Genomic DNA, 26,595 nt, shown 5'->3' with positions numbered 1-26,595 from the left:
GTTCCCCGCACTGCCGGCCGGCGGCTGCCGTTAAACACCAGGCGCCAGCTCTGGCCTTTTCCCGGTTCGATGCGCACAATCGGCGGCAGCACAATAAACGGCGCCGCATCCTTTTCCGGTTGATTTTGCACGCGGCCATCGTCGACCCAGACCTGCGTCAGAGAGGGGGTCTCCCCCATATTGGTGGCCCGGACGGCGATCTCTTTTTTGTCGCCGGGAAAAATAATCCGTGTGCCGTCAATAACCATGCTGGCGTCCGCCGAGGGTAAATAGCTGGACAGCAGCAGTGCCAGAACCATACGCCGCATATTCACCTCCTCCTTGTCGGGGGGATAAACGGCCCCTGAGCGGGGCCGTGGACAGGGGTTACGGATAGACCACCGTAAAGTTGACGTAGGCTGCGACTTTTCCAGCCTTGGCGGCATCAGTCGCATAGTAGCGGGCATAGAAAGGCAGCGAGGCGGAACCATCCTGCTCAGCCACCGCCACCGGGATCGCTTCCAGGCGAGCAACTTTGCCGTCTGCAGCGACCGCCGGGGTCTCCGCGAGGTTAATCGGCGTAAACCGGGTGTTCAGCAGCTCCACATCGACGTTTTCTGCTTCCGTGCCGTCAGTCAGAGTGTTTTTTAGTCGGCCCTCCGTGGAAACGTTTTGATCCTTCTCGAAGTACACCGAGACATTGGTCCCCGGGGAACAGCTCGTCAGATCGATAGTGAAGGGAACCACGCCCGCCGTCTCGCCCGCGCTGCTGAGCGCCGAGCGCTGGACCGTCGGCAGGGTTACCGTCTTGTCTTTATTCTTTACCGTACAGGTATTGTCGATGACTTCACCATTAAAGGTGACTTTGCCATCAGCAGCCTGCGCCGCTACCGGAGAAAGCATCATCATCACCACGAAAGATGCCATTCCTTTGCTGTATTTTTTCATATTCACTCCTCATCACCACGCTTATGGAGAATCGTTCAGGAAATACCCCTGGCGTACTTTATACGTACAATTTATTAATACTCAGTCCATTGGATTAGCCTGTTATCTTTTAACCCCTTCCCTGCACTGACATCCTACTCACTTCATTATTTATTATTCAAATTCGCCACCAGGACCATTTCTACTTTTTATAGAAAAGTCTTAACACCACTCTGAAAAAGAAATACAACAAACGCACAATAAAAACATAACTAATTGTAAATAAAAGGTAATTTTTATTTTTTATTTTCTAAAAAACATTCGAGAAATGCGATCTAACTATCTCACCCTCATTATTAACCACCTCCTCCCACGTTCTCCCCCCTGGATTGAAAGCGCAGGGAGTATGTTATTTATGGCGGGTATTCTCTACAGTAAATTGTCGAATCAGGCAGGACAGCATGCACAGCGTATTTATGCCAGGAGGTCATTATGTTGATCTGCATTGCGGATTCAGAATATTTTAATATTGCCCTGAAAGCGTATATTAATGAACCAAACAGCAAGCCTCTGGATATTAAAGAAATACTCTGTTACCCGTTTAGTGGACAGAGTGAGATGTTCTATACTTTTTTTGCGACCGATGCCGGAGCCCGGCTAAGCACCATCCTTATTGATTACAGCAGCGTCAGCATCGAAGTACTGCAGGTCGCGCTCAGTTTAAAATCGTTTAATCCCCTGATCCGGATCTTTATTTTTGCCAAATCAGGCTACCCGTTGAGCGAGCTCGAACGCAGCCTCGCCATTGTGCTCGGCGCAGAGTTCATCACCAGTTTTGCCGGGCTCAGCGCTGCCCTTGCCCGCGGTCCGCGCTTGACATCGCCCCCCGCCGACAAGCTCTATATCGCCATACCTGACAGCTATAACCTGACCCGTAAGGAAACTTTTTTAATCAGCCTGCTGATGGGGGAATGCCGTTGTGTCACGTGGCCAGCACCATGCAGCTCACGATCAAACGGGTCTACTACTACCGTTCACGCGTCCTTAGCAAGCTGGCGGTGAAAAATAACGTGGAACTGATGAACAAAGTTCAGGGGATGGTGTTGCGCCACTACCGACAGGAGACAGGCCATGAAATCGTATCTCTACGCTAAAAATCGCCTCATGTTGATTATCCTGAGCTGGCTAAGCGCAGACGAGGCGTTGCCATCTCGTCATGATTTCCAGCAGACTGAAACCATCCTCAGCACCCTGCATATACCGTATGTGCTGAAGCCCGACCTTGATCAACTGAGGGCTACGCTACAGCCATTACTCGCCACGCCCAGGCCGCAGGCCTGTGAGGTAGGCGCTTTTCTCAGCGCCCTGTTGGCGCTGTATACCCGGTTAACCGAATATACCGCCGTCGAGCACTATCTGCTCTCCCGGCATCTCTGAGTAGTAACCCGCCTGGGCAGGAAGACGCCGCGCGCCTCCTGCCTGTAAGGCATTACCTTAGCTCAGCAGACCGCTCGCCGCGTCGGGAGACGTAATCCCGATAGCCCTCGCCAACGTAAATCTGCCGTGGCCGGTAGATGGTCAGCGGCGCCTGGTGCATCTCGTTCCAGTGCGCCACCCAACCGACCGTCCGACCGACCGCGGTGACCACCGCAAACATCGACGAAGGCAGATTCATCGCTTTAAGGATCACCGCGGTATAGAAATCCACGCTTGGCGACAGGCCATTGTCCACAAAATAGGGGTCGGTCAGCGCCACGTCCTCAAGGGCCATCGCCACCTGCAGCAGGCGGTCGGACATGCCTACCTCCGCCAGCACCCGATGGCTGGTTTCACGCAGGATATCGGCGCGCGGGTCACGGTGACGGTAGCGCGAGTTGCCAAAACCCAGCCGGCGAAATGCCTGCGGATCGCGCTTCGCCTGGCGCAGAAACGCCGGAACCTGATCGACGCTTTCAATCTCCTCCAGCATTCGCATGCTCGATTCATTTGCTCCGCCATGCATCGGCCCCCACAGCGACGCCAGCCCGGCGGCGACGCAGGCGAATAAGTTCGCCCCGGAGGAGCCCGCCGCGCGCACCGTAGTGGTCGAGGCGCACTGCCCGTGATCGGCATGCAGCACCAGGATCTGGTTCATCGCCTGCTCGATAACCGGATTGAGAACGTATTTTTCCGCCGGGATAGCAAACAGCATCTGCAGGAAATTACCGGCATAGGAGAGATCGTTGCGCGGATACGCCGCGGGTTGCTCAATGGTGTACTTGTAGCTCATGGCGGCGATAGTGGGCATTTTCGACAGCAACCGGGTGGCGGCCAGCGCCCGGTGCTGCAGATTTTCCACGTCCAGGACGTCATGATAAAACGCCGCCAGCGCCCCCACCAGGGCGCACATCAGCGCCATCGGGTGCGAGTCGCGACGAAAGCCGCTGCACATGCGGGCTATCTGCTCATGGACCAGAGTATGGCGGGTGATGGTCTCGCGAAAGGTTTGATAGCAGGCCTCATCCGGCGCGTCACCGTTCAGCATGATGTAGGCCACTTCGAGAAAATCGCACTGGCGAGCCAGCTGATCCACCGGATAGCCGCGGTGCAATAGCACGCTGTTTTCCGTATCGATCCACGAGATCGCCGACTGGCATCCGGCGGTGTTGGCGAAGCCGGGGTCATAGCTGCAGAATCCGGACTGATTTAGCCCGCGCATGTCAACTCCCACCGGCCCCCGCGTTCCCGGCACCTGCGGCAGGGCGATGGGCGGTTGTTGTCCAGCAAAAGAAAGCGTTAACGGTGTAGTGCTCATCCTGTTAGTCCCCCAGCAAGCTTATCAGCGACCCGAAGTCATTCTTCAGGCGGAAAGACCAACATAACCAATGTGATGCAGCTTATTCATTGATGTCATCACTATAACCCTGGCAAAGAGGATATTTTGCTGGCCTTCACTGGGAAACAGGCCGTCTTTCCCCAGCCCACCGCCGGATAGCGGCACAAATCGCCAAGGATAAAGGCGATCATCGCTGTCAAAATTTACGTTGAGTAAAGAAAGGATGAAGAGGAGCTACCATGAATTTTGTGCTGTCGATGACCCTTATCTGCATCGCCATCGCCTGGCTGATGATGAGCCTCCTGCCGGTGTAGATGCACCGCTAACCGCCACGCCAGTGGTCTGGATAACCCCTCCTTCAATTGATTTCCGCCGTGGTCTTCGCCTCTGAGGTTTCATAAGAGCCATATAAGAAGTACTGGTTGCATATCAGGCTGTTGCGTTTTCCCGCCGAGGGGTAGGCTAAAGGCCCACTGTTAAGGAGGTGATATGTCTGGACTGATCAATCCACATGCGGCCCCGGAAGAAGCAGCCTATGCGCTACTGATTGAGCTCGTTCGCGCCCAGCGCGTGCCGCAATATGAAGGCGAAATTTCCGGCCTGCTGGCGATGTACGACGAAGCCGTTAAACACTTTAAAGAGAAAGAGACCGAGCGTTAGGCGTGGACATCGTGGTGCGAGAAAAGCGTGACGCCTGCGGAAGCCGCGCAGGCGTTGGCTGGATAGCGGCTTGGGTCATCAGCTGCCGCGGTAGGTAGAGTATCCGTACTGACTGAGCAGCAGCGGGATATGCAGTTTTTGATTTTGCTTTGTGACATTGAAAATAACCGGAATCACCGGGAAGAACGTATTCATATTTTGGCTTTTAAAATAGTCACCAGTTTTAAACGTCACTTTATACACCCCCGGCTCCATATTCTCCGCCTGCGGATAGAGCGACTTAATCCGCCCATCGGCATCCGTTTTACCGGTGGCGATATGCTGCCAGCTCTCCCCCTGCTGTTTATCCAGCTCAACCTGCACCCCCGGTGAAGGGAGCCCGGTTTGCTGATTAAGAATGTGTACGCTGAGCGTCCCCTCTGGCGCCGCCAGCGCGCTGAAGCTGAGCAGAGAAATTACGGAGGCGATAACTAATTTCATAATCGTGACCTTATTGGGCAAGTGAAAGTGCCCTAACTATAGTCAGCGCGGCGGGGAAAAAAATTAAACTTTTTGTTATCAGTTTGAGTTGATGGGTACTGTCTCCACACACAACACGCTGAACCGGTTTCCTCGTAAGAAGAGGAAGTGTCTTATGAGTAGGTAGCCCCGTGCTCTTAGTAACAGGATACGGTGACACTAAGTCTATCAGGCAGGGGAAATAGATTTGCTGGGTTCAAATATCACAAGGTAAAAAGATATACGCCGTGGCCTCTGCCGCCTCTACCAGAACAGTGCTTACTGCAAATGGGCTGCAGTATTCGAAATAATCATTTAATATTATTTAAACTACTATTCCAGTGTAAGTAATCACCTGGTTCAGATATTGATCGTTATCATTGATTCTCTTGTCGCCACGCCTTAACCATCTCCTTTGTTACCTCTTTCTTGTAGCAAATAGGTGAGTACCCACCAGCTTTGCTCCAGGCACTACGGCCACCGCACGAGCTGCCGTTCCGGGCGGTATTGAAGGGGCAGGCACAAGTACCGGGGTAGGATGCGACAGAGTCATCAATAATCCTTTGACTGACCTGATCATCGCTTAAGGAATTCGATTTGGCGATGGAAATATCTGATGCAAAGACGCACACAACAGCGAATACGGAGATGGCGACGAATTTGATGTTCATTCGGATCTTTCCAGGCAGTGGATGAACATCGAGGGTATGCTTTCAAATAGTGTTCAATATTGATCTATAACAACTGTACTTCACGCCAGCTTAAAATGCGATATTTAACCCAGTCAGACAGAACCTAAAGCTATAATGACTATTAGCCTGTTACCGGCAACATATTTTCACATTCCTGCAGAGCGCTTATTCTGCACTCAGCTATAACCACCATTAACCATTCTGTTCGATATTACAGAGCAGTAATGCTGTACTCTGACTGGCCATCGTCCGACAGATACTACAAGACATTAGAATCATCGAAATGGTCCGTCGATATGCTCACCTGGCACCTAACCATTTAACTGAGCACGCACGTCAAATTGACTCAATTTTTGCAAATTTTTGCAGAAGATGTCCCAAATATGTCCCACAAGGAAAAATCAGCGACTGGAGGAAGTTGATAAGTGATTGATTATTAAATGGCACGCCCTACAGGATTCGAACCTGTGACCTACGGCTTAGAAGGCCGTTGCTCTATCCAGCTGAGCTAAGGGCGCCCTGAGAAGCGAGTGCTTCGCGGAGTGAAACGCGTGGAATTATACGGTCCACGTCGGTTGAGTCAATCCATTTTGCCAGGAAACTGCGGGGCTTATACGACGCTGGCGAAATATCCTCCACCAACTGTACAAGAAGCATACCGCCGGGCCTAATGCGCGCGTAAATCGACTCAGTGGCCAGGCGCAACGCACCAATAACCATGTAATAACCATGGTCATAACAGGCTAAATTAGCCTCAGACAGGATAAAACAGCAAACGAGGACTGACAGCGAGGCCCGCTTCTGACAAAATATCCTCATCCCCCTTTCGTAAAGATACAGATGGAATCCTCTCTCTGATGGCAGCAAAAATTATTGACGGTAAAACGATTGCGCAGCAGGTACGCTCTGAGGTTGCGGAAAAAGTGAAGGCTCGCGTTGCGGCCGGAAAACGCGCCCCTGGGCTGGCCGTCGTGCTGGTCGGCAGCAACCCGGCCTCGCAGATTTATGTCGGCAGCAAGCGCAAAGCATGTGAAGAAGTGGGCTTCGTCTCCCGCTCTTACGATCTCCCGGAAACCACCAGCGAAGCCGAGCTGCTGGAGCTTATCGACACTCTGAATGCCGATAAGACCATCGACGGTATTCTGGTTCAGCTGCCCCTGCCGGCAGGGATCGATAACGTCAAAGTTCTCGAGCGCATCGCGCCGGATAAAGACGTCGACGGCTTCCATCCTTACAACGTTGGCCGCCTGTGCCAGCGCGCGCCGCGCCTGCGTCCGTGCACTCCGCGCGGTATCGTGACCTTGCTGGAACGCTACAATATCGACACCTACGGCCTCAATGCGGTGGTCATTGGCGCCTCCAATATCGTCGGTCGCCCGATGAGCATGGAGCTGCTGCTGGCCGGCTGCACCACCACCGTCACCCACCGCTTTACCAAAAACCTGCGCCATCATGTCGAAAACGCCGACCTGCTGATCGTCGCGGTGGGCAAACCGGGCTTTATTCCTGGCGAGTGGATTAAAGAAGGGGCGATTGTGGTCGATGTCGGCATCAACCGTCTGGAAAGCGGCAAAGTGGTCGGCGACGTGGTGTATGAAGATGCCGCCGAACGCGCGTCCTACATCACCCCGGTTCCCGGCGGCGTTGGCCCGATGACCGTCGCCACCCTGATCCAGAACACGCTGCAGGCGTGCGAAGAGTATCACGACGTTGAGGAGGCCTGAGATGGCGACATTTTCCTTAGGTAAACATCCGCACGTTGAGCTGTGCGATCTGCTGAAGCTGGAAGGCTGGAGCGAAAGCGGCGCCCAGGCGAAGATCGCCATCGCCGACGGGCTGGTAAAAGTCGACGGCGCGGTGGAAACCCGCAAACGCTGCAAAATCGTCGCTGGTCAGACGGTGAGCTTTGAAGGCCAGAGCGTGACCGTCACGGCCTGACAACGAAAAGAAAAACGCCCGCTTTTGCGGGCGTTTTTTTATGGCTTACTTCCGGCGCCAGGTGGTGCCCTGCGGGCCATCTTCCAGCACAATGCCCATCTCGTTGAGACGGTCGCGCGCCGCATCCGCCGCCGCCCAGTCTTTCGCTTTGCGCGCGTCCAGACGCTGCTGGATGAGCGATTCGATCTCCGCCACTTCCGCGTCGTCAACCTGCGCGCCGCTCTGCAGGAACGCCTCCGGCTCCTGCTCCAGCAGACCCAGTACCGCAGCAAGCTTACGCAGGTGGGCCGCCATGGCGTTCGCCGCGGCCGCGTCCTCGGTTTTCAGGCGGTTTACTTCACGCGCCATATCGAACAGCACCGAATAGGCTTCCGGGGTGTTGAAGTCGTCGTCCATCGCCTCGATAAAGCGTGCTTCGAAGGCTTCGCCCCCCGCCGCGTCGACGGATTTATCCGTCCCGCGCAGCGCGGTGTACAGACGCTCCAGCGCCGAACGCGCCTGCTTGAGGTTCTCTTCGCTGTAGTTCAGCTGGCTGCGATAGTGGCCGGACATCAGGAAGTAGCGAATCGTCTCCGCATCGTAATACTTCAGCACGTCGCGGACGGTAAAGAAATTACCCAGCGATTTCGACATCTTCTCGCGGTCAACCATCACCATGCCGGAGTGCATCCAGTAGTTGACGTATTCACCGTCGTGGGCGCAGGTGGACTGGGCGATTTCGTTTTCATGGTGAGGGAACATCAGATCCGAACCGCCGCCGTGAATATCGAAGTGGTTGCCAAGCTGCTTGCAGTTCATCGCCGAGCACTCGATATGCCAGCCCGGACGGCCCGCGCCCCACGGCGACGGCCAGCTCGGCTCGCCCTCTTTCGACATTTTCCACAGGACGAAGTCCATCGGGTTACGCTTGACGTCAACCACGTCGACGCGAGCCCCCGCCTGCAGCTGGTCTAGATCCTGGCGCGACAGCAGACCGTAGTTCGGGTCCGTCGGCACGTCGAACATCACGTCGCCGTTATCTGCCACGTAAGCATGGCCTTTGGCGATCAGCTGCTCGGTGATCTCAATGATCTCCGCAATATGGTGCGTTGCGCGCGGCTCGCTGTCGGGACGCAGAATATTCAGCGCGTCAAAATCTTTGTGCATTTCGGCAATCATGCGATCGACCAGCGCGACAAAGCTTTCGCCGTTGTCATTAGCGCGCTTAATGATTTTGTCGTCGATATCGGTGATATTGCGCACGTACTTCAGCTTATAGCCAAGAAAACGCAGATAGCGCGCCACGACGTCAAAGGAGACGAAGGTACGTCCATGGCCGATATGACAGAGATCGTAAACGGTAATACCACACACGTACATGCCGACTTCCCCGGCATGGATAGGTTTAAATTCCTCTTTCTGGCGCGTCAGTGTATTAAAAATTTTTAACATCGAAGATTCCGTGTAGACGTGTGTGGGTAATGAAGTCTCTATAATACCCATAATTCAGACCGGACGCAGCACACATTGCAAGGTGCATCGACCCCCGCGGTTATGCTATAACACCCCCCTATATCTCACCCGACACCGGGTGCTAGCACCACACTCATCGGAACAGGATGCAAAAATGGTTACTTTCCACACCAATCATGGCGATATCGTAATCAAAACGTTTGACGACAAAGCGCCGGAAACAGTTAAAAACTTCCTGGACTACTGCCGCGAAGGTTTCTACGACAACACCATTTTCCACCGTGTTATCAACGGCTTCATGATTCAGGGCGGCGGTTTTGAACCTGGCATGAAACAAAAAGCGACCAAATCTCCGATTCAGAACGAAGCGAACAACGGTCTGAAAAACACCCGCGGCACGCTGGCGATGGCCCGTACTCAGGCGCCGCACTCTGCCACCGCGCAGTTCTTCATCAACGTGGTTGACAACGACTTCCTGAACTTCTCCGGCGAAAGCCTGCAGGGTTGGGGCTACTGCGTCTTCGCGGAAGTGGTTGAAGGCATGGACGTGGTAGACAAAATCAAAGCGGTTGCCACCGGCCGCAGCGGCATGCACCAGGATGTGCCGAAAGATGATGTGATCATCAAAAGCGTCACCGTCAGCGAGTAATTCGTGGCGACACTTTTTATTGCAGATTTGCACCTGCAAACAGAAGAACCGGCGATCACCGCCGGTTTTCTGCGTTTTTTACAGGGCGAAGCCCGCCAGGCGGACGCTCTGTATATCCTTGGCGATCTGTTTGAGGCATGGATCGGCGATGACGATCCTAACCCGCTGCACCAACAAATTGCCTCGGCAATCAAAGCCGTCGTCGACGCCGGCGTGCCGTGCTACTTCATCCATGGCAACCGCGATTTTCTCGTCGGCCAGCGCTTTGCCCGCCAGAGCGGGATGATCCTGCTCGCCGAAGAAGAGCGACTGGACCTCTATGGCCGTGAAGTCTTGATCATGCATGGCGACACGCTGTGTACCGATGACCAAGGCTATCTGGCGTTTCGCGCCAAAGTCCACACCCCGTGGATCCAGCGTCTGTTCCTGGCCCTGCCGCTGTTTATCCGCCGTCGCATCGCCGCCCGCATGCGCGCCGACAGCAAAGCCGCCAACAGCAGTAAATCAATGGAAATTATGGATGTGAATCCACAGGCGGTAGTTGACGCAATGGAGCGGCATCACGTGCAGTGGCTGATCCACGGCCATACTCATCGCCCGGCGGTCCATGAACTGCAGGCCAACGGCCAACCCGCATGGCGTGTGGTACTTGGCGCCTGGCACAGCGAAGGTTCGATGGTCAAGGTGACGCCGGACGACGTCAAACTAATCCACTTTCCGTTCTAATTCCTGCGCGAGCACAATTCCGAAAGCGCCTTTTGCCCGGGCGAAGGTGCGCGCTTCCCCCCGCCCTGCATGCTAGTCTTCCACAACGTCACTCTCAAGGAACGAGCATGAGCAGGAAAAAGTGGAGTCAGCCGCTGATGTGGGGAATGATCATCGCGATCCTCAATCCGTTAGGGGTAAGTTATATCGCCTTAATCGGCGTCGTTATCGGCAACACGCTGACGTTTGTCTGGTGTGCGATGCTGGCGTGGGCTATCTATTTTTATGCCATTTATTTGCTCTGCACCCGCCCTCACGATAGCCGGCTGGTACAAATCTATTTACTGCTTATGGGCACCCTGATGCTCCCGTGGGGGTTAGTGCTGCTTATCACCTGTATCATGAGGGAGATAAAGGTCAATCAGGCACCCACGCCATCACCTCCAGGCGAGACAAAAGACGGCTAACCATGCGCACGCAACCGTTTTCCTTGCTGGCAGTTCATGCTATTCTCTGTGGCCTCTAAAGCAGTGTGAAACACACCCACAGGAGTTTTAAGACGCATGTCTTCCCGCAATAATTCGGCGCGTATCGCCATCGTGATGGGGTCCAAAAGCGACTGGGCTACCATGCAATTTACCGCAGAAATCCTTGATGCCCTGAACGTTCCGTACCATGTCGAAGTGGTCTCCGCCCACCGCACGCCCGATAAGCTGTTCAGCTTTGCTGAAAGCGCCGAAAGCCACGGTTATCAGGTGATTATTGCAGGAGCAGGCGGCGCGGCGCATCTGCCGGGCATGATTGCGGCGAAAACCCTGGTGCCGGTGCTCGGCGTACCGGTTCAGAGCGCAGCCTTAAGCGGTGTCGACAGCCTCTACTCCATTGTGCAGATGCCGCGCGGCATTCCGGTCGGTACCCTGGCCATCGGCAAAGCTGGCGCTGCGAACGCCGGCCTGCTCGCCGCGCAGATCCTTGCCCAGCATGATACAGTACTGCACCAGCGCCTGAGCGCCTGGCGTCAGGCGCAAACCGATGAAGTGCTGGATAATCCGGATCCGCGGGGTGCGGCATGAAACAGGTATGCGTGCTCGGTAACGGCCAGTTAGGCCGTATGCTGCGCCAGGCCGGCGAGCCGCTGGGCATCGCCGTCTGGCCGGTGGGGCTGGAAGCCGACCCGGAAGCGGTGCCGTTCCAGCAGAGCGTCATCACGGCAGAAATTGAACGCTGGCCGGAAACCGCCCTCACCCGCGAGCTGGCCCGCCACCCGGCGTTCGTCAACCGCGATGTCTTCCCGATTATCGCCGACCGCCTGACGCAAAAGCAGCTGTTTGACAAGCTTGGCCTCGCCACCGCCCCGTGGCAGCTACTGGCGGATAAAAGCGAGTGGCCGGCGGTGTTTGCCCGCCTTGGCGAACTGGCGATCGTTAAGCGTCGCGTTGGCGGTTACGACGGCCGCGGCCAGTGGCGTCTGCGGGAAAACGAAATCGACCAGCTACCGGCCGATAACTACGGCGAGTGCATCGTCGAGCAGGGGATTAACTTCTCCGGCGAGGTATCGCTGGTGGGCGCCCGCGCTCATGACGGTAGCACCGTCTTTTACCCGCTGACCCGTAACCTGCATCAGGACGGTATTCTGCGCGCCAGCGTCGCCTTCCCGCAGGCCAACGCTCGCCAGCAGGAACAGGCGGAAAGCATGCTGACGGCGATCATGAACGAGCTGAACTATGTCGGCGTGATGGCGATGGAGTGCTTCGTTACCGCCGAGGGGCTGCTGATTAACGAGCTGGCGCCGCGGGTGCACAACAGCGGCCACTGGACGCAGAACGGGGCGTCTATCAGCCAGTTCGAGCTGCATCTGCGGGCGATTACCGGCCTGCCGCTGCCGCCGCCGGTGGTCAACAGCCCGTCGGTGATGATCAACCTGATCGGCACCGATCTTAACTACGACTGGCTGAAGCTGCCGCTGGTGCACTTGCACTGGTATGACAAAGAGGTGCGCCCGGGTCGTAAAGTCGGCCACCTGAACCTCACCGACAGCGATACCGATCGCCTGAGCGCGACGCTGGAAGCGATCAAGCCGCTGCTGCCGCCGGAGTACACCAGCGGCCTGTTCTGGGCGCAATCGCAGCTCAGCTAAGCCCTTCGTGCCGGGGATTTGATCTATCCCCTTCCCCGGCACACCTTGAGGCGCGTACAATCCCCCCCTTGCTGTAAAGCTCATTTCTGTTTTGACTTCAGAGGATACCCCATGACCAATGGGACGGATTATCGCGCTATTCTCGCCAGCGATACGCCACTGATTGACGTACGCGCCCCGGTGGAGTTTAGCCAAAGCGCGATGCCGGCGGCGATCAACCTGCCGCTGATGAATGATGAAGAACGCGCCGCGGTCGGCACCTGCTACAAGCGTCAGGGGCCGGAAGCGGCGCTGGCGCTCGGCCATAAACTGGTCCAGGGTGACCTGCGCGCCAGCCGTACTCAGGCGTGGCTGGAAGCGTGCGCCCGTTACCCACACGGTTACCTGTGCTGCGCCCGCGGCGGCCAGCGCTCGCATATCGTCCAGCAGTGGCTGAAAGAAGCTGGCGTGGATTACCCCCTGATCGTCGGCGGCTATAAAGCGCTACGCCAGGCGGCGATCCAGGCCACCGACGAACTGGTGCAGCGGCCGATCGTGCTGATTGGCGGCTGCACCGGCAACGGTAAAACTCAGCTGGTCTGCTCGCGCCCGGACGGTATCGACCTGGAAGGGCTTGCTCATCACCGCGGTTCTTCATTCGGTCGAACCCTGCAGGATCAGCATCCGCAGGCCACCTTTGAAAACCACCTGGCGGTCAGCCTGCTTAAAAAAGCCGAACAGCAGACCCGCTGGGTGCTGGAAGATGAAGGCCATATGATCGGCGCCAATCATCTACCGGAGAGCCTGCGCCTCCGCATGGCGCAGTCGCCGCTGGCGGTGGTGGAAGATCCGTTTGACGTTCGCCTCGAACGGCTGCGCGAAGAGTATTTCGATCGCATGTATCGCGACTTTATCGCCGCGTATGGCGAAGAGAAAGGCTGGCATGCATACGGCGAGTATCTGCATCACGGCCTGTTTGCCATCCGCCGTCGCCTGGGGCTGCAGCGTTTTGCTCAGCTCACCGAACGGCTCGATGAGGCGCTGGTGCAGCAGCAGCGCACCGCCAGCACCGAGGCGCACTTTGCCTGGCTGGTACCGCTGCTGGAAGAATACTACGACCCGATGTATCGCTATCAGTTGGGGAAAAAAGCCGGGAAAATTCTCTTTCGCGGCAGCTGGCAGGAGGTCGCAGCCTGGCTGGCGAAGTAATCGCATGCTCTATTGTCCCGGCTTGCGGCGTAAACGCCTTAGCCGGGCTACCGGTCGGCGCGATTTGTAGCCACGGTAAGCGCGCGCGACCGGGGAGTTGTGACCGCTTAGAAGTCGTAGCGCAGACGGACCAGGTTCATATCGCCAAGGTTGTCGGTGCTGGAGGTAAACACGTGTTCGTAGTCAACGCGGAAACCGTAATCCAGCTGGAAGCTAATCCCCAGACCGTTATCGATACGCTGATAGTTGCGGCCGTTCACATATTCCAGACGGTCGCCCATAAAGTACGGCTGAATAGATTTAACAGCGTATTGATTGATCGGGAATTTATAGCCCGCAAAATATTCAATCCCCCAGGCGTCACCGGCAAAGTAATTATGCACATCGGTTTTCTTGGTGGTGAGGAAGTTCTGATACCAGCCGCCGCCGAAGGAGAAGGTCCAGTTATCCGGGGTCCAGCTCAGCGCGGTACCGACGATATTCTGGTCATAGGTTTTGCTGTCGGCGCTTGACGGGTCGCGCATTTCCGCGCGGGTGTAGTTCCACGCGGTACCCCAGGTCAGATCCTTCATGATGTGGTAGTCCGCGCCAACAGAACCACCGCCTTTACGCTTGTAGCGCAGGCCGTTACCCGGCAGGTATTCGCTGTCTTCGAACAGATAAGAGCCGTAAAGATCGACATCACCTACAGTTTTCTTATATTTCAGCATATTACGTGAACGATAGGAGCCATCGTAATCGCCATTAATACCGTTCCCCGGGGCCTGACCGATCATATCGTAGTCCCAGATATCGGTTTTCACCCCCACCACATCATAGTAAATGCTGTTCTGCTGCCCGTAGGTTAACGTACCCCAGGTATCGCTTTTCAGGCCGGTATACAGCATGCGGCGGGTGGTATTGTTCGCGCCTTCCGCGTAGTGGTTATCCCAGTCAAACAGCGCCGGAATGTTCACGCCCAGCTCATAGTAGCTGATCCAGCTAATATCATCGAACAGGTAGTAATCCGCCGCGAAGCGGAAGCGGGTGCCGCCGTCAAAACCGTTACGCTTATAGGAGCCTTTGTCGCCATCGCCGGTCATCATGTTGAACTGCGGCCGGATACTGCCGCCGACGGTAAAGTTAAGCCGGCTTAACGGATCGCCCGCCTGCGGATCTTGTTTCAGCAGCGTAATCTCCGCGTGGGAAGGCAATGACGTTAACGCTAATGCTGCGCCGATCGAGATCGCCAGCGCTTTTATTGTGTGTGCCATAGTTTTTCCTTGATTAATAAGCCACCTTATATTTTCCAGTTGAATATTAACCGCGAATCAGCATAGCGTGTTGTTGGGTTTTTAATGTTTTGTGCTCTTAAAAATCAATGATTTATCAATTTGTGCGTTTAAAATAAAAGCGCCGCCAAAAACGGCGGCGCATCATCAAAATGCAATATTCTTACTGGCTAAACTGGCGGAATAGCGCTTTTCCTTTTAACAGACGCAGCCCCAGCCCGCCGCCGCACAGGGATAACAACACCGCTCCCGTCAGCGGCAGCAACACCCACAGGCGCCAGTCCGGCGTCCAGGGAAAATCAAAGACTTTCGTCTGCAGCATCGCCAGCGCCACTTCCGCGCCTATCGCCGCCACCAGGCCGGAAACCAGCCCCAGCAGGGCAAACTCCGCCCACAGCGTAGCGCGCAGCAGCGATTTTCCTGCCCCCAGCGTGCGCCAGACCACCAGCTCCTGATGGCGTTGACGCATACCGACCTGCACCTGCGCCAGCAACAGCAGCACGCCGCAGGCCGTCACCAGGCCCACCATCACCTCCAGCGCCCGGCTGACCTGGGAGAGCACCTGGCCGACCTGACGCAGGATGGCGCCGATATCCAGCAGACTGACGGTGGGAAACTCGCGGTTCAGCTGGGTCAACATCGCGGGACCGTTATCCCAGCGGAAGCTGGTGAGCCAGCTCTGCGGCTGCCCGTCCAGCGCCCCGGCGGGGAAAATAAAGAAGAAGTTTGGCCGCAGGCTCTCCCAGTCTACTTTGCGCACGCTGCTGACCTTCGCGCTGAACTCCTGGGTATCGCCGGTAAAGGTCACTGTATCGCCGATCTTTATCCCCAGCCGCTGCGCCAGCCCCTCCTCAATCGATACCTCGCCCGGCTTCGGCGGCCAGCTGCCGGCCACCAGCGGATTATGATCCGGACGCTGTTCGCTCCAGGTGAGATTAAGCTCGCGATTCAGCGCTTCGTCTTTGTTTCCGTCCGTGGATTGACCGTTGATCTGCGTCAGACGGGCCCGGACGATCGGATAGAATTCCGCCGCCCGCGTCTGGTGTTCGGCAAGGAAGGTCTTCACCGGCACTATCTGCTCAGGGGCGATATTGATCAGAAAGTAGTTCGGGCTCTGCGGGGGCAACTGCTGCTGCCAGCGGTCAAGCAGATCGCCGCGCAGCACCAACAGGAGCGCCAGCAGCATAAACGACAGGGAAAACGCCGCCAGCTGGCTGAGGGTCGACCACGGCTGGCGCAGCAGGCGGTTCACCGCCAGACGCAGCGGCAAGGCTTTGAGCGTCAGGCGTTTGAGCAGCCACAGCAATCCCCAGCCCACCAGGCCGCACAGCAGCGCCAGCACCACCGCCCCGGCCAGCACCGACCACAGCAGCGGGCTGCCGCCCAGCAGCCAGGCCAACAGGCCCACCACCACGACGCTAACCGCCGGGATCCAGATTTTCAACGGCCAGACGTTAGCCACCACATCCTGACGCAGCACTCGCAGCGGCAGGGTCGCCAGCAGCAGTCGATAGGGTCGCAGGCCCACCAGCAGGGAAATGACGCCTGTCGCCCCGATAGCCCACAGCCACGGCCAACCGCTGGCAGCGGGTAACGCGGCGGGCAGCACCGGTTTGAGAACCAGCAGCAGCAGACGCTCCAGCGCCAGGCCCGCCACCCCGCCGGTTATCACCGACAGCGTCAACAGCAGCAGCCATTGGCCGACGATAAGCTTGCGCAGCTGCGACCGTCCGGCGCCCAGCGTCTTGAGTATGGCGACCAGATCATAGCGGCTGCGGCAGTAGTGGCTCATCGCTACCGCCACTGCGGCGACGGCCAGCAGCAGCGTCAACAGCGCGGATAACAACAGGAATTGCTGCGAGCGTTCGAGGGATTTGCCCAGCGCGCTGTCGTCCTGGTCAAGGCCAATCCAGCGATGCTCCGGGCCGAGCTTCGGCAGCAGCCACTGCTCATAATTGGCCAGCTGTTCAGCGTCGCCGGCGAACTTATAGCGCCATGCGACGCGACTGCCGGGCTGCACGGCCCCGGTTTTTGCCACGTAGGCCATATTCATCATCAGTCGCGGCGCCATCTGGAAGGGGTTAAACCCTGCATCCGGCTCCTGAATCACCTCCCCGGCAATGCGCAGCGTGGCATCGCCAACGTCAATCGTATCGCCGGTTTTCAGGTTCAGGAGCGCCATCAGCCTTGGCGCCAGCAGCACGCTCCCCGCCTGCGGCTTCAGCCCCGGCGGCTGCGTCTCGAGGGTGCCATACAGCGGATAGCGGTCGTCCACCGCCTTAACGTCCGCCAGCTGCGGCGTATCACCGGCGAACGTCATGGTGGCAAAGCTCAGCTGCTCGCCGACGGTCAGCCCTGACTTCCGCGCCTGTGCGATCCACTCGGCGGGTACCTCGCGCGAACTGCGCAGCGTACGGTCGCCGGCCATAAACTCACGGCTTTGCTGGCTAAGGCCTTTCTCCATCCGATCGCTTATCGACCCCAGGGCCAGCACGCAGGCCACGGCGAGGCTTAACGCCAGCCAGACGATCAGCAGCGACGGCGAGCGCCATTCGCGCCAGAACCAGCGGGCGATCATGCTTCCTCCCGCAGCTGGCCATCCACCAGGCGCAGACGGCGATCGCAGCGCGCCGCCAGCAGCGGATCGTGAGTGACGAGGATCAGGGTGGTGCCGTGTTCGCGATTAAGCGAGAACAGCAGATCGGCAATTTTGTCCCCGGTCTGGCGATCGAGGTTGCCGGTGGGCTCATCGGCGAACAGAATGGCCGGGCGCCCGTTAAAGGCCCGGGCCAGCGCCACCCGCTGCTGTTCGCCGCCGGAGAGCTGCGCCGGCAGGTGGTGCAGGCGTTTGCCAAGTCCCAGCTGCTCAAGCAGCGCGCGGGCATCGCCCCGGCTCTGGCTATCGCTGGCGCCGCGCAGCAGCGCCGGCAGCTCGACGTTCTCCAGGGCGTTGAGCGTCGGGATCAGCATAAACGACTGAAAAACAAAACCAACGTGCTGCGCCCGCAGCGCCGCCCGCGCCTCCTCATCCATCCGGTGCAGCGGTTTGCCCAGCATCGATACTTCCCCGCTGCTGCCATCGTCGAGGCCGGCGAGGATCGCCAGCAGGGTCGATTTACCGGAACCCGACTCGCCGATCAGGGCGATGGTCTGCCGCGGTTTGACAACCAGCTCAACTCCGGTAAGGATGGAGAGCTGATGCTCCCCCTGACCGACGGACTTCTTAAGATGATGAACTTCAAGTATGTTTTCCGCTGGCATGTGCCTTTCCTGTTGTTGTTCCTGTTTACCTGCCGCGCGATGGCGGCGGACACGCTGCTGATCCTCGGCGACAGCCTGAGCGCTGGCTATCGGATGGCGGCCAACGCCGCCTGGCCGGCGCTGCTCAATGAGCAGTGGCAGGCGAAAACGCCGGTGGTGAACGCCAGCATCAGCGGCGATACCTCGCAGCAGGGGTTGGCTCGCCTGCCAGCGCTGCTTAAGCAGCACCAGCCGCGCTGGGTGCTGGTTGAGCTCGGCGGCAATGACGGACTGCGCGGTTTTCCGCCGCAGCAGACCGAGCAGACGCTGCGCACCATTATTAAAGATATCAAAGCGGCCAACGCCGAGCCGCTGCTGATGCAAATTCACCTGCCGGCGAACTATGGCCGCCGCTATAATGAAGCCTTCGGCGCGATTTACCCGGCCCTGGCCAAAGAGTTCGCTATTCCTCTCCTGCCCTTTTTTATGGAGGAGGTCTATCTCAAGCCGCAATGGATGCAGGACGACGGCATTCATCCAAATCGCGACGCGCAGCCGTTTATCGCCGACTGGATGGCGAAGCGGCTGGCTCCCTTAGTTAATCATGACTCCTGAACGCCAGGGGTCGCTGACAGGTAAAGTTATGCAAAAAACGGTTTTAGTGACAGGCTGTTCCAGCGGAATTGGTCTGGAAAGCGCGCTGGATTTAACCCGCCAGGGCTTTCGCGTGCTGGCGGCCTGCCGCAAAGCAGAGGATGTCGCGCGGATGCAGGAGCTGGGGCTAACCGGTATTTTGCTCGATCTGGATGACCCGCAGAGCGTGGAGCGCGCGGCAGCGGAGGTGATTGCGCTGACCGATAATCGTCTCTACGGCCTGTTCAATAACGCCGGGTATGGCGTCTATGGCCCGCTGAACACCATCAGCCGCCAGCAGATGGAACAGCAATTTTCCGCTAACTTTTTCGGCGCGCATCAGCTCACCATGCTGCTGCTGCCGGCGATGACGCCGCACGGCGAAGGGCGCATCGTGATGACCTCCTCGGTGATGGGGCTTATCGCCAGTCCCGGCCGCGGAGCCTATGCCGCCAGTAAATATGCCCTCGAGGCGTGGTCCGACGCGCTGCGCATGGAGCTGCGCCACAGCGGTATTCAGGTCAGCCTGATTGAACCGGGCCCGATCCGCACCCGCTTTACCGATAACGTCAACCAGACGCAAAGCGATAAGCCCGTAGAAAACCCGGGTATCGCCGCCCGCTTTACCCTCGGGCCGGAGGCGGTGGTGGAAAAAGTGCGCCATGCTTTTACCAGCGATAAACCAAAGCTGCGCTATCCGGTCACCCTGGTCACCCACGCGGTGGCGCTGCTTAAGCGCCTGCTGCCTGCCCGCGCGATGGACAAAATTATCCACGGCTGAGTTGAAGCGCGGAATGCCGCCCCCATGTAAAACAGAAATCGACTAACGAGAAATGCCCATGTCCGAACAGAATATTGTCAACATTAGCGAAGCGAACCTGCAGCAGACGCTACAGCAGTCCATGAACGTTCCGGTGCTGTTTTATTTCTGGTCTGCCCGCAGTCAGCACTGCGAACAGCTGACCCCGGTGCTCGAGCGCCTGGCAGCCCAATACAACGGCCAGTTCACGCTGGCGAAGGTCGATTGCGACGCCGAGCAGATGCTCGCCTCACAGTTTGGTCTGCGCGCCATCCCTACGGTTTATCTGTTCCAGAACGGCCAGCCGGTGGATGGTTTTGAAGGCCCGCAGCCGGAAGAAGCGATCCGCGCCCTGCTGGATAAAGTCCTGCCCCGTGAAGAGGAGCTGAAAGCTCAGCAGGCGCTGGCCCTGATGCAGGAAGAAAAATACGCCGATGCCCTGCCGCTGCTGAAGGAAGCCTGGCAGCTGTCGAATCAGGAAAGCCAGATTGGCCTGCTGCTGGCGGAAACGCTGATTGCTCTACACCGTTCCGATGAAGCGGAAAGCGTGCTGAAAACCATTCCTCTGCAGGATCAGGATACCCACTATCAGGGTCTGGTGGCGCAGATTGAGTTGCTCAAACAGGCCGCCGACACCCCGGAAATCCAGCAGCTGCAGCAGCAGGTGGAACAGAATCCGGAGGATGCGCAGTTGGCCTCCCAGCTGGCGCTGCAGCTGCATCAGGTCGGGCGTAATGAAGAAGCGCTGGCCCTGCTGTTCAGCCATCTGCAGAAAGATTTAGGCGCCGGCGATGGCCAGGCGCGCAAGATGCTGCAGGAGATCCTCGCCGCCCTCGGTACCGGCGATGCGCTGGCCGCCAAATATCGTCGTCAGCTCTATTCGCTGCTGTACTAATCCGTTGCCTTCCCCGGATAGCGCTGCGCTTATCCGGGCTACGCGAACTATGCGGAACGTAGCCTAAGTAGCCCGGGTAAGGCGTGAACGCCGCAACCCGGGATCGTTCATGGGCGCTTTTTCAGCTGCGTCACAACCAGCTGATGGCGGGCGTTGAAGAACTTCCGGTAGGTCAGATAGCCGGCGATAATCGTCGACAGGCTGGCGGTCGACAGCAGCATAAAGGTCACCATGATCTGGTACTTAATCGCCTTCACCGGGTCAATACCGGCAAAAATCAGCCCCGACATCATCCCAGGCAAGCTCACCAGACCGACCGTTTTCGCCGAATCGACGGTGGGAATCAATGACGCGCGAATGCTCTCGCGAATCAGCCGCGCTGAGGCCATCTTCGGCGTCGCGCCGAGGCTCAGTTTCTCCTGAATCTGCTGCTGCTCGCTGCTGAAGCGCTGGCCCATATTGTTGTAGCACAGCCCCACCGCCACCATGGCGTTCCCGGCCACCATCCCGGCAATCGGGATCACCTGCATCGGCACGAAGGCGATCGAGCCAGAAAACACCAGTACCGCCAGCGTTAGTCCAGCGCCAGTAGTGATGGCGATAAACGACGAGATAAAAGCTTTGTCGATATATTTACTGCGCTTCTTCGCATTCCACGCCGCGTTAAAGCAGATAAACAGCACCATCAACAGCGTCAGAACCGCATGATTGACGTTAAAGATATATTTCAGCACATAGCCGACGATTATCAGCTGCACGATCGCCCGGCAAATACTCCAGATAATATCTTTTTCCAGCGCCAGCTTTTCCCGATAGCTGACCAGAATAGCGATCAGCACCAGCACCATCGACAGCGCCAGCGATTCGTTCGTAATGTTATGCCCGTTCATGCTGTACCTCCTGCATATTTCTGCCGGCAGGTTGCAGCGTAATCACTTCATCGGCATGCGAAATTTCATTGCGATCGTGGGTGACCCACAGAACAGCGACCTGTTTTTCCGTTGCGTAGCCATGAATAATTTCATTCACATTCTGTTTATTACTTTCATCCAGCGCGCTGGTAATTTCGTCCAGCAGCAGCACGCGCGGCAGAAATTGTAGATTGCGGATCAGCGATACGCGCTGCTTTTCCCCGCCGGAGAGTTCGTTAATGGATTTTTCCAGCATATTTTCGTCAAGGCCAAAGCGCTGCAGGTCGGCCAGCAGCGCCTGCGGATCCGGTTGTTTATTGCGGATCTGCCACGGAAAAATCAGATTATCGTAAACCGAATCACCGAACAGGGCCGGCGTCTGCGCGCAGTAAGAGACCTGTTGGCGATACCTTTCCGGCGACAGCGTCGCGACATCCGCATCGTCGAAGAACAGGTGCCCGGAGGTTGGGCTGAGCAGCGAGGCGATAATCTTCAGCAAGGTACTTTTCCCGCAGCCGGAAGGGCCGGTAATCAACTTGAATTCTCCGGCGCGAAGCTGAAAATTGATATTGTGTAAAATAACGGCGTCGTCGGTCTTAAACCCCACACCGTCGAGACGCAAAAGCGCGTTATTTTCCTTCATGAGTCTTCCTGATTATTTTCTGAAACACCGCTAGTTTACCGCACTTTCCTTTCTCCAGGATGAGGAGAAAGATATACTCAGTTTAAACATGCGCTATTTCCTTGTAGCGCCCCGCCAGGCAACAAGAAAGGAGGTTTTTGATGCTGATTTTTATTCCTATCCTTATTTTCGTCGCGCTGGTTATTGTGGCCGCGGCGGTGAAAATTGTCCCGCAGGGTTACCAGTGGACGGTGGAGCGCTTCGGGCGTTTTACCCAGACGCTGCAGCCGGGATTAAGCTTAGTCGTGCCGTTTATGGACCGTATCGGCCGCAAAGTGAACATGATGGAGCAGGTGCTCGATATCCCCTCGCAGGAGGTTATCTCCCGGGATAACGCCAACGTCACCATCGACGCGGTCTGTTTTATTCAGGTGATCGACGCGCCAAAGGCCGCCTACGAGGTCAGCAATCTTGAGCAGGCGATCGTCAACCTGACGATGACCAACATCCGTACCGTGCTCGGCTCAATGGAGCTGGACGAAATGCTCTCCCAGCGCGACAGCATTAACACCCGCCTGCTGCATATCGTTGACGACGCCACCAACCCGTGGGGGGTGAAAATCACCCGAGTCGAAATTCGCGACGTTCGCCCGCCGGCGGAGCTTATCGCCTCGATGAACGCCCAGATGAAAGCCGAACGTACCAAACGCGCGTACATCCTTGAGGCCGAAGGGGTGCGACAGGCGGAAATTCTGAAAGCGGAAGGGGAAAAGCAGTCGCAGATCCTCAAGGCCGAGGGCGAACGGCAGTCCGCGTTCCTGCAGGCGGAGGCACGCGAACGGTCCGCCGAAGCGGAAGCCCGCGCCACCCAAATGGTCTCCTCGGCGATCGCCTCGGGCGATATTCAGGCGATCAACTACTTCGTGGCGCAGAAATACACCGATGCGCTGCAGCAGATTGGCGCCGCTAACAACAGCAAAGTGGTATTGATGCCGCTGGATGCCAGCAGCCTGATGGGATCGATCGCCGGGATCAGCGAGCTGATCAAAGAAGGCGCTGGCGATCGGAAAAAATCATGATCGGCATGATCCTCGCACACCCCCATCTGTTCTGGCTAAGCCTCGGCGGGCTGCTGCTGGCGGCCGAGATGCTGGGCGGCAGCGGATACCTGCTGTGGAGCGGCGTCGCCGGCGTGGTGACCGGCGCCCTGACCTGGCTCCTGCCGCTGAGCTGGGAATGGCAAGGCACGCTGTTTGCCGTTCTCACCCTGCTGGCGGCGTGGCTGTGGTCGAAATGGCTGCGCAAGCGCGTCAAAACGCAGCGCCCGGCCGATGCCCAGCTCAACCAGCGAGGGCAGCAACTGGTGGGCCGCCGCCTGACGCTGGATGCCCCGCTGGTGAACGGCCGCGGCCACGTCCGCGTGGGCGACAGCTCCTGGCCGGTGATTGCCGATGAAGACTTCGCGGCGGGCAGCAAGGTTGAAGTGATTGCCGTAGAAGGGATTACGCTACGAATCAGACCCGCCGTCCGTTAAGCCTGCGCCTTGCGATGGCAGCAGCCGGAAAGATTATCGATAATCGGGCACTCCGCGCTGTCGTCGCCGGGGCAGGATTCGGCCAGCGCCAGCAGGTGCGCGCGCATATTTTGCAGCTCGCGGATATGGTTCTCGATATCCGCCACTTTCTCCAGCGTGCGTTTTTTCACATCGGCGCTGTGCCGCGACGGGTCGTTGAACAGGGCCACCAGCTCGCGGCACTCTTCCAGGTTAAACCCCACCTGCCGCGCCTGGCGCAGCAGCGTCAGTTCATCGAGATGCTGCTGACTATAGGTGCGATAGCCGTTTTCGCTCCGCAACGGCGGCGTCACCAGCCCCTTCTCTTCATAAAAACGAATCGCTTTGCTGGTTAAGCCGGTTTTTTTCGCCACATCGCTGATATTCATTTTTTCTCCTTGACCTTCCCCTTGCTGGAAGGTTTAACCTTCTTAATACTCGATGAAAGAGTGGGTCTGGTCAATCGTTGACCGGAAAATTATTCAGGAGTTATTTATGTCTAACACTATCGACCTGACGCTGGATGGCCTCTCCTGCGGCCACTGCGTCAAACGCGTGAAAGAGAGTCTGGAGCAGCGTCCTGACGTTGAGCAAGCGGAAGTCACCCTCACTGAAGCCCATGTGACGGGCAGCGCCAGCGCGCAAGCGCTGATTGATACCGTTAAACAAGCCGGATACGGCGCGGAGCTCAGCCACCCAAAGGCTAAACCGCTGGCAGAATCATCAATCCCGTCGGAAGCACTGACAGCGGCCACTCCTGAGCTTCCGGCAGCCCATGACGAAGATGACAGTCAACAGCTGCTGATCAACGGCATGAGCTGCGCCAGCTGCGTCTCCCGGGTACAAAACGCGCTTGCCGCGGTGCCGGGCGTCTCACAGGCGCGGGTTAACCTGGCGGAACGCACGGCGCTGGTGATGGGCAGTGCGTCCGCCGCAGAATTAGTGCAGGCGGTGGAGAAAGCCGGCTATGGCGCGGAGGCGATCGAAGACGATCTGCAACGCCGCGAACGCCAGCAGGAAACCGCCCTCGCGACGATGAAACGTTTTCGCTGGCAGGCGATTGTCGCCCTGCTGGTCGGCGTGCCGGTGATGGTCTGGGGCATGATCGGCGATAACATGATGGTCAGTGACGACAACCGTTCGCTGTGGCTGGTTATCGGCCTTGTCACCCTCGCCGTCATGGTCTTCGCCGGCGGCCACTTCTACCGCAGCGCGTGGAAAAGCCTGAAAAACGGCACCGCCACCATGGATACGCTGGTGGCGCTCGGCACCGGCGTCGCCTGGCTGTACTCGATGAGCGTCAACCTGTGGCCGCAGTGGTTCCCGATGGAAGCCCGCCATCTCTATTACGAAGCCAGCGCGATGATTATCGGCCTGATTAACCTCGGCCATATGCTGGAGGCCCGAGCGCGTCAGCGCTCCTCGAAAGCGCTGGAAAAACTGCTCGACCTGACGCCGCCTTCGGCGCGGGTCGTCACGCCCGAGGGCGAGAAAGATCTGCCGCTCGCGGAAGTTCAGGCCGGCATGACCCTGCGCCTGACTACCGGCGACCGCGTCCCGGTCGACGGCATGATAAGCCAGGGCGAAGCCTGGTTTGATGAAGCGATGCTCACCGGCGAACCGGTGCCGCAGCAAAAAGGCGATGGCGACGCCATTCACGCCGGGACCGTGGTGCAGGATGGCAGCGTGCTGTTTACCGCCAGCGCCGTCGGCAGCCAGACCACGCTGGCAAGAATTATCCGCATGGTGCGCCAGGCGCAGAGCAGCAAACCGGAGATCGGCCAGCTGGCGGATAAAATCTCCGCCGTATTTGTTCCGGCGGTGGTCGTCATTGCGCTGATCAGCGCTGCGATCTGGTACTTCTTCGGCCCGGCGCCGCAGATCGTCTATACCCTGGTCATTGCCACCACGGTACTGATTATCGCCTGTCCGTGCGCCTTAGGCCTGGCGACGCCGATGTCGATTATCTCCGGCGTTGGCCGGGCGGCGGAGTATGGCGTGCTGGTCCGCGATGCCGATGCGCTGCAGCGCGCCAGTGAACTCGACACCCTGGTGTTCGATAAAACCGGCACCCTGACCGAAGGCAAGCCGCAGGTGGTGGCGGTGAAAACTTTCGCTGGCGTTGATGAGCATACCGCGCTGCGTCTTGCCGCCGCGCTGGAGCAGGGCTCAAGCCATCCGCTGGCGCGAGCGATCCTTGATAAAGCTGCCGACGGCCCATTGCCGGAAGTCAGCGGCTTCCGCACCCTGCGCGGCCTTGGCGTCAGCGGCGAGGCGGAAGGTCATCGTCTGCTGCTCGGTAACCAGGCGCTGCTCAACGAGCAGCATATCAATACCGCCGAGGTGGAAAGCGAGATGACAGCCCAGGCCTCACGCGGCGCCACGCCGGTGCTGCTGGCGGTGGATGGTCAGGCCGCCGCGCTGTTCGCCATCCGCGACCCGCTGCGCGAAGACAGCGTCGACGCCCTGGCGCGTTTGCATCGGCAGGGCTACCGGCTGGTGATGCTTACCGGGGATAACCCCACCACCGCGAAGGCTATCGCCAAAGAAGCCGGCATTGATGAAGTGATCGCCGGCGTGCTGCCGGACGGTAAAGCCGATGCCATTAAGCGTCTGCAGAGCCAGGGGCACAAAGTGGCGATGGTTGGCGATGGGATTAACGACGCCCCGGCGCTGGCCCAGGCGGATGTCGGGATCGCCATGGGCGGCGGCAGCGATGTCGCTATTGAAACCGCGGCGATCACCCTGATGCGCCATAGTCTTCACGGCGTGGCCGATGCGCTGGCGATTTCGAAAGCAACGTTACGCAATATGAAGCAGAACCTGCTGGGCGCGTTTGTCTACAACTCGCTGGGTATCCCGATTGCCGCCGGGATCCTCTGGCCGCTGACCGGCACCCTGCTCAACCCGGTGGTCGCCGGCGCGGCGATGGCGCTGTCGTCGATCACCGTGGTGAGTAACGCCAACCGCCTGCTGCGCTTTAAACCAAAAGAGTAAACGCTGTCAGATGAAACGGGCGCCGACGTTGTTCG

Annotated in this window: 30 protein-coding genes, 1 tRNA gene and 2 pseudogenes; 19 read left to right on the top strand and 14 right to left on the bottom strand. The window is 57.9% G+C overall.

All coding sequences use genetic code 11. The features are described from left to right. Both BHE81_RS28550 and BHE81_RS03630 read right to left on the bottom strand, forming a co-directional pair. On the bottom strand, positions 1 to 308 hold a 308-nt coding region (locus tag BHE81_RS28550), incomplete at its 3' end, for a molecular chaperone (protein ID WP_228268698.1). A gap of 58 nt (positions 309 to 366) precedes the next feature. Next, the gene (locus BHE81_RS03630; protein WP_009308069.1) at positions 367 to 927 is read right to left on the bottom strand and encodes a fimbrial protein; all 561 of its coding nucleotides are present in this window, start codon (positions 925 to 927) and stop codon (positions 367 to 369) included. A gap of 471 nt (positions 928 to 1,398) precedes the next feature. Here BHE81_RS03630 and BHE81_RS03625 point away from each other — a divergent pair. Continuing rightward, positions 1,399 to 2,060 (top strand): annotated as a pseudogene (locus tag BHE81_RS03625) (LuxR family transcriptional regulator). Beyond that, positions 2,038 to 2,343 (top strand): hypothetical protein, encoded by a 306-nt coding sequence (locus BHE81_RS03620; RefSeq protein WP_004191501.1) that lies wholly within the window; start codon positions 2,038 to 2,040, stop codon positions 2,341 to 2,343. Before BHE81_RS03625 ends, BHE81_RS03620 begins: the two are co-directional and overlap by 23 nt. A gap of 52 nt (positions 2,344 to 2,395) precedes the next feature. Here the strand turns inward: BHE81_RS03620 and BHE81_RS03615 are convergent, their stop codons facing one another. After that, positions 2,396 to 3,700 carry a citrate synthase gene (locus BHE81_RS03615; protein WP_025368381.1) on the bottom strand — a complete coding sequence of 435 codons (1,305 nt, stop codon included), beginning with the start codon at positions 3,698 to 3,700 and terminating at the stop codon, positions 2,396 to 2,398. Positions 3,701 to 3,745: 45 nt separating this feature from the next. Continuing rightward, positions 3,746 to 3,886 carry a hypothetical protein gene (locus BHE81_RS28035; RefSeq protein WP_032409092.1) on the bottom strand — a complete coding sequence of 47 codons (141 nt, stop codon included), beginning with the start codon at positions 3,884 to 3,886 and terminating at the stop codon, positions 3,746 to 3,748. Between the two features lie 324 nt (positions 3,887 to 4,210). Between BHE81_RS28035 and BHE81_RS03610 the strand changes: the two genes are divergently transcribed. Further along, complete coding sequence (locus BHE81_RS03610) at positions 4,211 to 4,381, top strand: hypothetical protein (protein WP_002892370.1); 171 nt, start codon at positions 4,211 to 4,213, stop codon at positions 4,379 to 4,381. Positions 4,382 to 4,459: 78 nt separating this feature from the next. Here BHE81_RS03610 and uraH read toward each other — a convergent pair whose 3' ends face one another. Together uraH and BHE81_RS03600 are read right to left on the bottom strand one after the other, a co-directional pair. Continuing rightward, the gene (gene uraH, locus BHE81_RS03605) at positions 4,460 to 4,861 is read right to left on the bottom strand and encodes a hydroxyisourate hydrolase (protein ID WP_023302224.1); all 402 of its coding nucleotides are present in this window, start codon (positions 4,859 to 4,861) and stop codon (positions 4,460 to 4,462) included. A gap of 395 nt (positions 4,862 to 5,256) precedes the next feature. Continuing rightward, entirely contained in the window at positions 5,257 to 5,550 is a 294-nt protein-coding gene (locus BHE81_RS03600; protein WP_002892360.1) for a hypothetical protein, read from the bottom strand. A 298-nt stretch (positions 5,551 to 5,848) separates the two neighbouring features. Here BHE81_RS03600 and BHE81_RS28545 point away from each other — a divergent pair. Further along, positions 5,849 to 5,993 (top strand): annotated as a pseudogene (locus BHE81_RS28545) (integrase); the annotation flags it as partial. 19 nt (positions 5,994 to 6,012) lie between these two features. On the opposite strand, the gene BHE81_RS03595 reads toward BHE81_RS28545, so the two are convergent. Beyond that, positions 6,013 to 6,089 (bottom strand) — tRNA-Arg (locus BHE81_RS03595). A 339-nt stretch (positions 6,090 to 6,428) separates the two neighbouring features. Here BHE81_RS03595 and folD point away from each other — a divergent pair. Beyond that, positions 6,429 to 7,295 carry a bifunctional methylenetetrahydrofolate dehydrogenase/methenyltetrahydrofolate cyclohydrolase FolD gene (folD, locus tag BHE81_RS03585; RefSeq protein WP_004143017.1) on the top strand — a complete coding sequence of 289 codons (867 nt, stop codon included), beginning with the start codon at positions 6,429 to 6,431 and terminating at the stop codon, positions 7,293 to 7,295. A gap of 1 nt (position 7,296) precedes the next feature. Further along, positions 7,297 to 7,509: a ribosome-associated protein YbcJ gene (gene ybcJ / locus BHE81_RS03580; RefSeq protein WP_004143016.1), complete on the top strand. Its 213-nt coding sequence runs from the start codon at positions 7,297 to 7,299 to the stop codon at positions 7,507 to 7,509. 45 nt (positions 7,510 to 7,554) lie between these two features. On the opposite strand, the gene cysS is transcribed toward ybcJ, so the two are convergent. Continuing rightward, positions 7,555 to 8,940 carry a cysteine--tRNA ligase gene (gene cysS, locus BHE81_RS03575; protein WP_023302225.1) on the bottom strand — a complete coding sequence of 462 codons (1,386 nt, stop codon included), beginning with the start codon at positions 8,938 to 8,940 and terminating at the stop codon, positions 7,555 to 7,557. Between the two features lie 175 nt (positions 8,941 to 9,115). Between cysS and ppiB the strand changes: the two genes are divergently transcribed. The 6 genes from ppiB (at position 9,116) to mnmH (ending at position 13,640) form a co-directional block, all read left to right on the top strand. Beyond that, on the top strand, positions 9,116 to 9,610 hold the full coding sequence (ppiB, locus tag BHE81_RS03570; RefSeq protein ID WP_004151319.1) for a peptidylprolyl isomerase B: 495 nt from the start codon (positions 9,116 to 9,118) through the stop codon (positions 9,608 to 9,610). A gap of 3 nt (positions 9,611 to 9,613) precedes the next feature. Next, entirely contained in the window at positions 9,614 to 10,336 is a 723-nt protein-coding gene (gene lpxH / locus BHE81_RS03565; protein WP_004178782.1) for a UDP-2,3-diacylglucosamine diphosphatase, read from the top strand. Between the two features lie 107 nt (positions 10,337 to 10,443). Then, entirely contained in the window at positions 10,444 to 10,782 is a 339-nt protein-coding gene (locus tag BHE81_RS03560; RefSeq protein WP_004893771.1) for a hypothetical protein, read from the top strand. 96 nt (positions 10,783 to 10,878) lie between these two features. Continuing rightward, a complete protein-coding gene (gene purE, locus BHE81_RS03555) occupies positions 10,879 to 11,388 on the top strand; it encodes a 5-(carboxyamino)imidazole ribonucleotide mutase (protein ID WP_020802618.1) in 510 nt (169 codons plus the stop codon). Then, positions 11,385 to 12,452, top strand: coding sequence for a 5-(carboxyamino)imidazole ribonucleotide synthase (gene purK / locus BHE81_RS03550; protein WP_004143002.1), 1,068 nt, complete (start codon positions 11,385 to 11,387; stop codon positions 12,450 to 12,452). The genes purE and purK overlap by 4 nt, the downstream gene beginning before the upstream one ends. A gap of 111 nt (positions 12,453 to 12,563) precedes the next feature. Continuing rightward, positions 12,564 to 13,640, top strand: a complete 1,077-nt coding sequence (mnmH, locus tag BHE81_RS03545) for a tRNA 2-selenouridine(34) synthase MnmH (protein ID WP_023302226.1) — start codon at positions 12,564 to 12,566, stop codon at positions 13,638 to 13,640. A 107-nt stretch (positions 13,641 to 13,747) separates the two neighbouring features. Here the strand turns inward: mnmH and BHE81_RS03540 are convergent, their stop codons facing one another. Further along, complete coding sequence (locus BHE81_RS03540; RefSeq protein ID WP_004142997.1) at positions 13,748 to 14,893, bottom strand: porin; 1,146 nt, start codon at positions 14,891 to 14,893, stop codon at positions 13,748 to 13,750. 91 nt (positions 14,894 to 14,984) lie between these two features. Here BHE81_RS03540 and BHE81_RS28030 point away from each other — a divergent pair, with 91 nt between their 5' ends. Beyond that, positions 14,985 to 15,098 (top strand): hypothetical protein, encoded by a 114-nt coding sequence (locus BHE81_RS28030; RefSeq protein ID WP_004219504.1) that lies wholly within the window; start codon positions 14,985 to 14,987, stop codon positions 15,096 to 15,098. On the opposite strand, the gene ybbP is transcribed toward BHE81_RS28030, so the two are convergent. Beyond that, positions 15,075 to 17,489 carry a putative ABC transporter permease subunit YbbP gene (gene ybbP / locus BHE81_RS03535; protein WP_023342962.1) on the bottom strand — a complete coding sequence of 805 codons (2,415 nt, stop codon included), beginning with the start codon at positions 17,487 to 17,489 and terminating at the stop codon, positions 15,075 to 15,077. The genes BHE81_RS28030 and ybbP overlap by 24 nt on opposite strands. Then, positions 17,486 to 18,172 carry a putative ABC transporter ATP-binding protein YbbA gene (gene ybbA, locus BHE81_RS03530; RefSeq protein WP_004146399.1) on the bottom strand — a complete coding sequence of 229 codons (687 nt, stop codon included), beginning with the start codon at positions 18,170 to 18,172 and terminating at the stop codon, positions 17,486 to 17,488. The genes ybbP and ybbA overlap by 4 nt, the downstream gene beginning before the upstream one ends. Between ybbA and tesA the strand changes: the two genes are divergently transcribed. Genes tesA through BHE81_RS03515 form a run of 3 tightly spaced genes read left to right on the top strand, consistent with a single transcriptional unit; the run spans position 18,143 to position 20,478 of the window. After that, on the top strand, positions 18,143 to 18,766 hold the full coding sequence (gene tesA / locus BHE81_RS03525; protein ID WP_004196998.1) for a multifunctional acyl-CoA thioesterase I/protease I/lysophospholipase L1: 624 nt from the start codon (positions 18,143 to 18,145) through the stop codon (positions 18,764 to 18,766). The two genes, ybbA and tesA, sit on opposite strands and share 30 nt — an antisense overlap. Beyond that, positions 18,756 to 19,565: an SDR family oxidoreductase gene (locus tag BHE81_RS03520; protein WP_009484702.1), complete on the top strand. Its 810-nt coding sequence runs from the start codon at positions 18,756 to 18,758 to the stop codon at positions 19,563 to 19,565. Before tesA ends, BHE81_RS03520 begins: the two co-directional genes overlap by 11 nt. Positions 19,566 to 19,623: 58 nt before the next feature. Further along, positions 19,624 to 20,478, top strand: a complete 855-nt coding sequence (locus BHE81_RS03515) for a co-chaperone YbbN (RefSeq protein WP_002892263.1) — start codon at positions 19,624 to 19,626, stop codon at positions 20,476 to 20,478. Positions 20,479 to 20,585: 107 nt separating this feature from the next. Here the strand turns inward: BHE81_RS03515 and fetB are convergent, their stop codons facing one another. Both fetB and fetA read right to left on the bottom strand, forming a co-directional pair. Continuing rightward, positions 20,586 to 21,368, bottom strand: coding sequence for an iron efflux ABC transporter permease subunit FetB (fetB, locus tag BHE81_RS03505; RefSeq protein ID WP_004177223.1), 783 nt, complete (start codon positions 21,366 to 21,368; stop codon positions 20,586 to 20,588). After that, positions 21,355 to 22,032, bottom strand: a complete 678-nt coding sequence (gene fetA / locus BHE81_RS03500; protein WP_149888783.1) for an iron efflux ABC transporter ATP-binding subunit FetA — start codon at positions 22,030 to 22,032, stop codon at positions 21,355 to 21,357. The genes fetB and fetA overlap by 14 nt, the downstream gene beginning before the upstream one ends. Positions 22,033 to 22,172: 140 nt before the next feature. On the opposite strand from fetA, the gene BHE81_RS03495 reads away from it, so the two are divergent. Beyond that, on the top strand, positions 22,173 to 23,090 hold the full coding sequence (locus BHE81_RS03495; protein WP_002892258.1) for an SPFH domain-containing protein: 918 nt from the start codon (positions 22,173 to 22,175) through the stop codon (positions 23,088 to 23,090). Next, a complete protein-coding gene (locus tag BHE81_RS03490) occupies positions 23,087 to 23,545 on the top strand; it encodes an NfeD family protein (RefSeq protein ID WP_004142979.1) in 459 nt (152 codons plus the stop codon). Before BHE81_RS03495 ends, BHE81_RS03490 begins: the two co-directional genes overlap by 4 nt. Here BHE81_RS03490 and cueR read toward each other — a convergent pair. Beyond that, a complete protein-coding gene (cueR, locus tag BHE81_RS03485; RefSeq protein WP_002892208.1) occupies positions 23,542 to 23,952 on the bottom strand; it encodes a Cu(I)-responsive transcriptional regulator in 411 nt (136 codons plus the stop codon). The two genes, BHE81_RS03490 and cueR, sit on opposite strands and share 4 nt — an antisense overlap. Before the next feature lie 106 nt (positions 23,953 to 24,058). Here cueR and copA point away from each other — a divergent pair, with 106 nt between their 5' ends. Next, entirely contained in the window at positions 24,059 to 26,560 is a 2,502-nt protein-coding gene (gene copA, locus BHE81_RS03480; protein ID WP_004178775.1) for a copper-exporting P-type ATPase CopA, read from the top strand. Positions 26,561 to 26,595: the final 35 nt, after the last annotated feature.

Origin of the sequence: Klebsiella sp. AqSCr, assembly GCF_008452795.1 — a bacterium.
Taxonomy (GTDB): Bacteria; Pseudomonadota; Gammaproteobacteria; order Enterobacterales; family Enterobacteriaceae; genus Klebsiella; species Klebsiella pneumoniae.
The sequence above is the reverse complement of the archived record's forward strand: the minus strand, read 5'-3'. Positions and strand labels throughout refer to the sequence as shown.

Coding starts and splice junctions, on each gene's coding strand:
- cueR (WP_002892208.1), bottom strand. CDS start 23,952: ATGAATATCAGCGATGTGGCGAAAAAAACCGGCTTAACCAGCAAAGCG.
- purK (WP_004143002.1), top strand. CDS start 11,385: ATGAAACAGGTATGCGTGCTCGGTAACGGCCAGTTAGGCCGTATGCTG.
- BHE81_RS03490 (WP_004142979.1), top strand. CDS start 23,087: ATGATCGGCATGATCCTCGCACACCCCCATCTGTTCTGGCTAAGCCTC.
- fetB (WP_004177223.1), bottom strand. CDS start 21,368: ATGAACGGGCATAACATTACGAACGAATCGCTGGCGCTGTCGATGGTG.
- folD (WP_004143017.1), top strand. CDS start 6,429: ATGGCAGCAAAAATTATTGACGGTAAAACGATTGCGCAGCAGGTACGC.
- copA (WP_004178775.1), top strand. CDS start 24,059: ATGTCTAACACTATCGACCTGACGCTGGATGGCCTCTCCTGCGGCCAC.
- purE (WP_020802618.1), top strand. CDS start 10,879: ATGTCTTCCCGCAATAATTCGGCGCGTATCGCCATCGTGATGGGGTCC.
- uraH (WP_023302224.1), bottom strand. CDS start 4,861: ATGAAATTAGTTATCGCCTCCGTAATTTCTCTGCTCAGCTTCAGCGCG.
- mnmH (WP_023302226.1), top strand. CDS start 12,564: ATGACCAATGGGACGGATTATCGCGCTATTCTCGCCAGCGATACGCCA.
- fetA (WP_149888783.1), bottom strand. CDS start 22,032: ATGAAGGAAAATAACGCGCTTTTGCGTCTCGACGGTGTGGGGTTTAAG.
- ybcJ (WP_004143016.1), top strand. CDS start 7,297: ATGGCGACATTTTCCTTAGGTAAACATCCGCACGTTGAGCTGTGCGAT.
- BHE81_RS03515 (WP_002892263.1), top strand. CDS start 19,624: ATGTCCGAACAGAATATTGTCAACATTAGCGAAGCGAACCTGCAGCAG.
- BHE81_RS03620 (WP_004191501.1), top strand. CDS start 2,038: ATGAAATCGTATCTCTACGCTAAAAATCGCCTCATGTTGATTATCCTG.
- BHE81_RS03495 (WP_002892258.1), top strand. CDS start 22,173: ATGCTGATTTTTATTCCTATCCTTATTTTCGTCGCGCTGGTTATTGTG.
- tesA (WP_004196998.1), top strand. CDS start 18,143: ATGAACTTCAAGTATGTTTTCCGCTGGCATGTGCCTTTCCTGTTGTTG.
- BHE81_RS03540 (WP_004142997.1), bottom strand. CDS start 14,893: ATGGCACACACAATAAAAGCGCTGGCGATCTCGATCGGCGCAGCATTA.
- BHE81_RS03630 (WP_009308069.1), bottom strand. CDS start 927: ATGAAAAAATACAGCAAAGGAATGGCATCTTTCGTGGTGATGATGATG.
- ybbA (WP_004146399.1), bottom strand. CDS start 18,172: ATGCCAGCGGAAAACATACTTGAAGTTCATCATCTTAAGAAGTCCGTC.
- BHE81_RS03520 (WP_009484702.1), top strand. CDS start 18,756: ATGACTCCTGAACGCCAGGGGTCGCTGACAGGTAAAGTTATGCAAAAA.
- ybbP (WP_023342962.1), bottom strand. CDS start 17,489: ATGATCGCCCGCTGGTTCTGGCGCGAATGGCGCTCGCCGTCGCTGCTG.
- ppiB (WP_004151319.1), top strand. CDS start 9,116: ATGGTTACTTTCCACACCAATCATGGCGATATCGTAATCAAAACGTTT.
- BHE81_RS03610 (WP_002892370.1), top strand. CDS start 4,211: ATGTCTGGACTGATCAATCCACATGCGGCCCCGGAAGAAGCAGCCTAT.
- BHE81_RS03560 (WP_004893771.1), top strand. CDS start 10,444: ATGAGCAGGAAAAAGTGGAGTCAGCCGCTGATGTGGGGAATGATCATC.
- BHE81_RS03600 (WP_002892360.1), bottom strand. CDS start 5,550: ATGAACATCAAATTCGTCGCCATCTCCGTATTCGCTGTTGTGTGCGTC.
- BHE81_RS03615 (WP_025368381.1), bottom strand. CDS start 3,700: ATGAGCACTACACCGTTAACGCTTTCTTTTGCTGGACAACAACCGCCC.
- cysS (WP_023302225.1), bottom strand. CDS start 8,940: ATGTTAAAAATTTTTAATACACTGACGCGCCAGAAAGAGGAATTTAAA.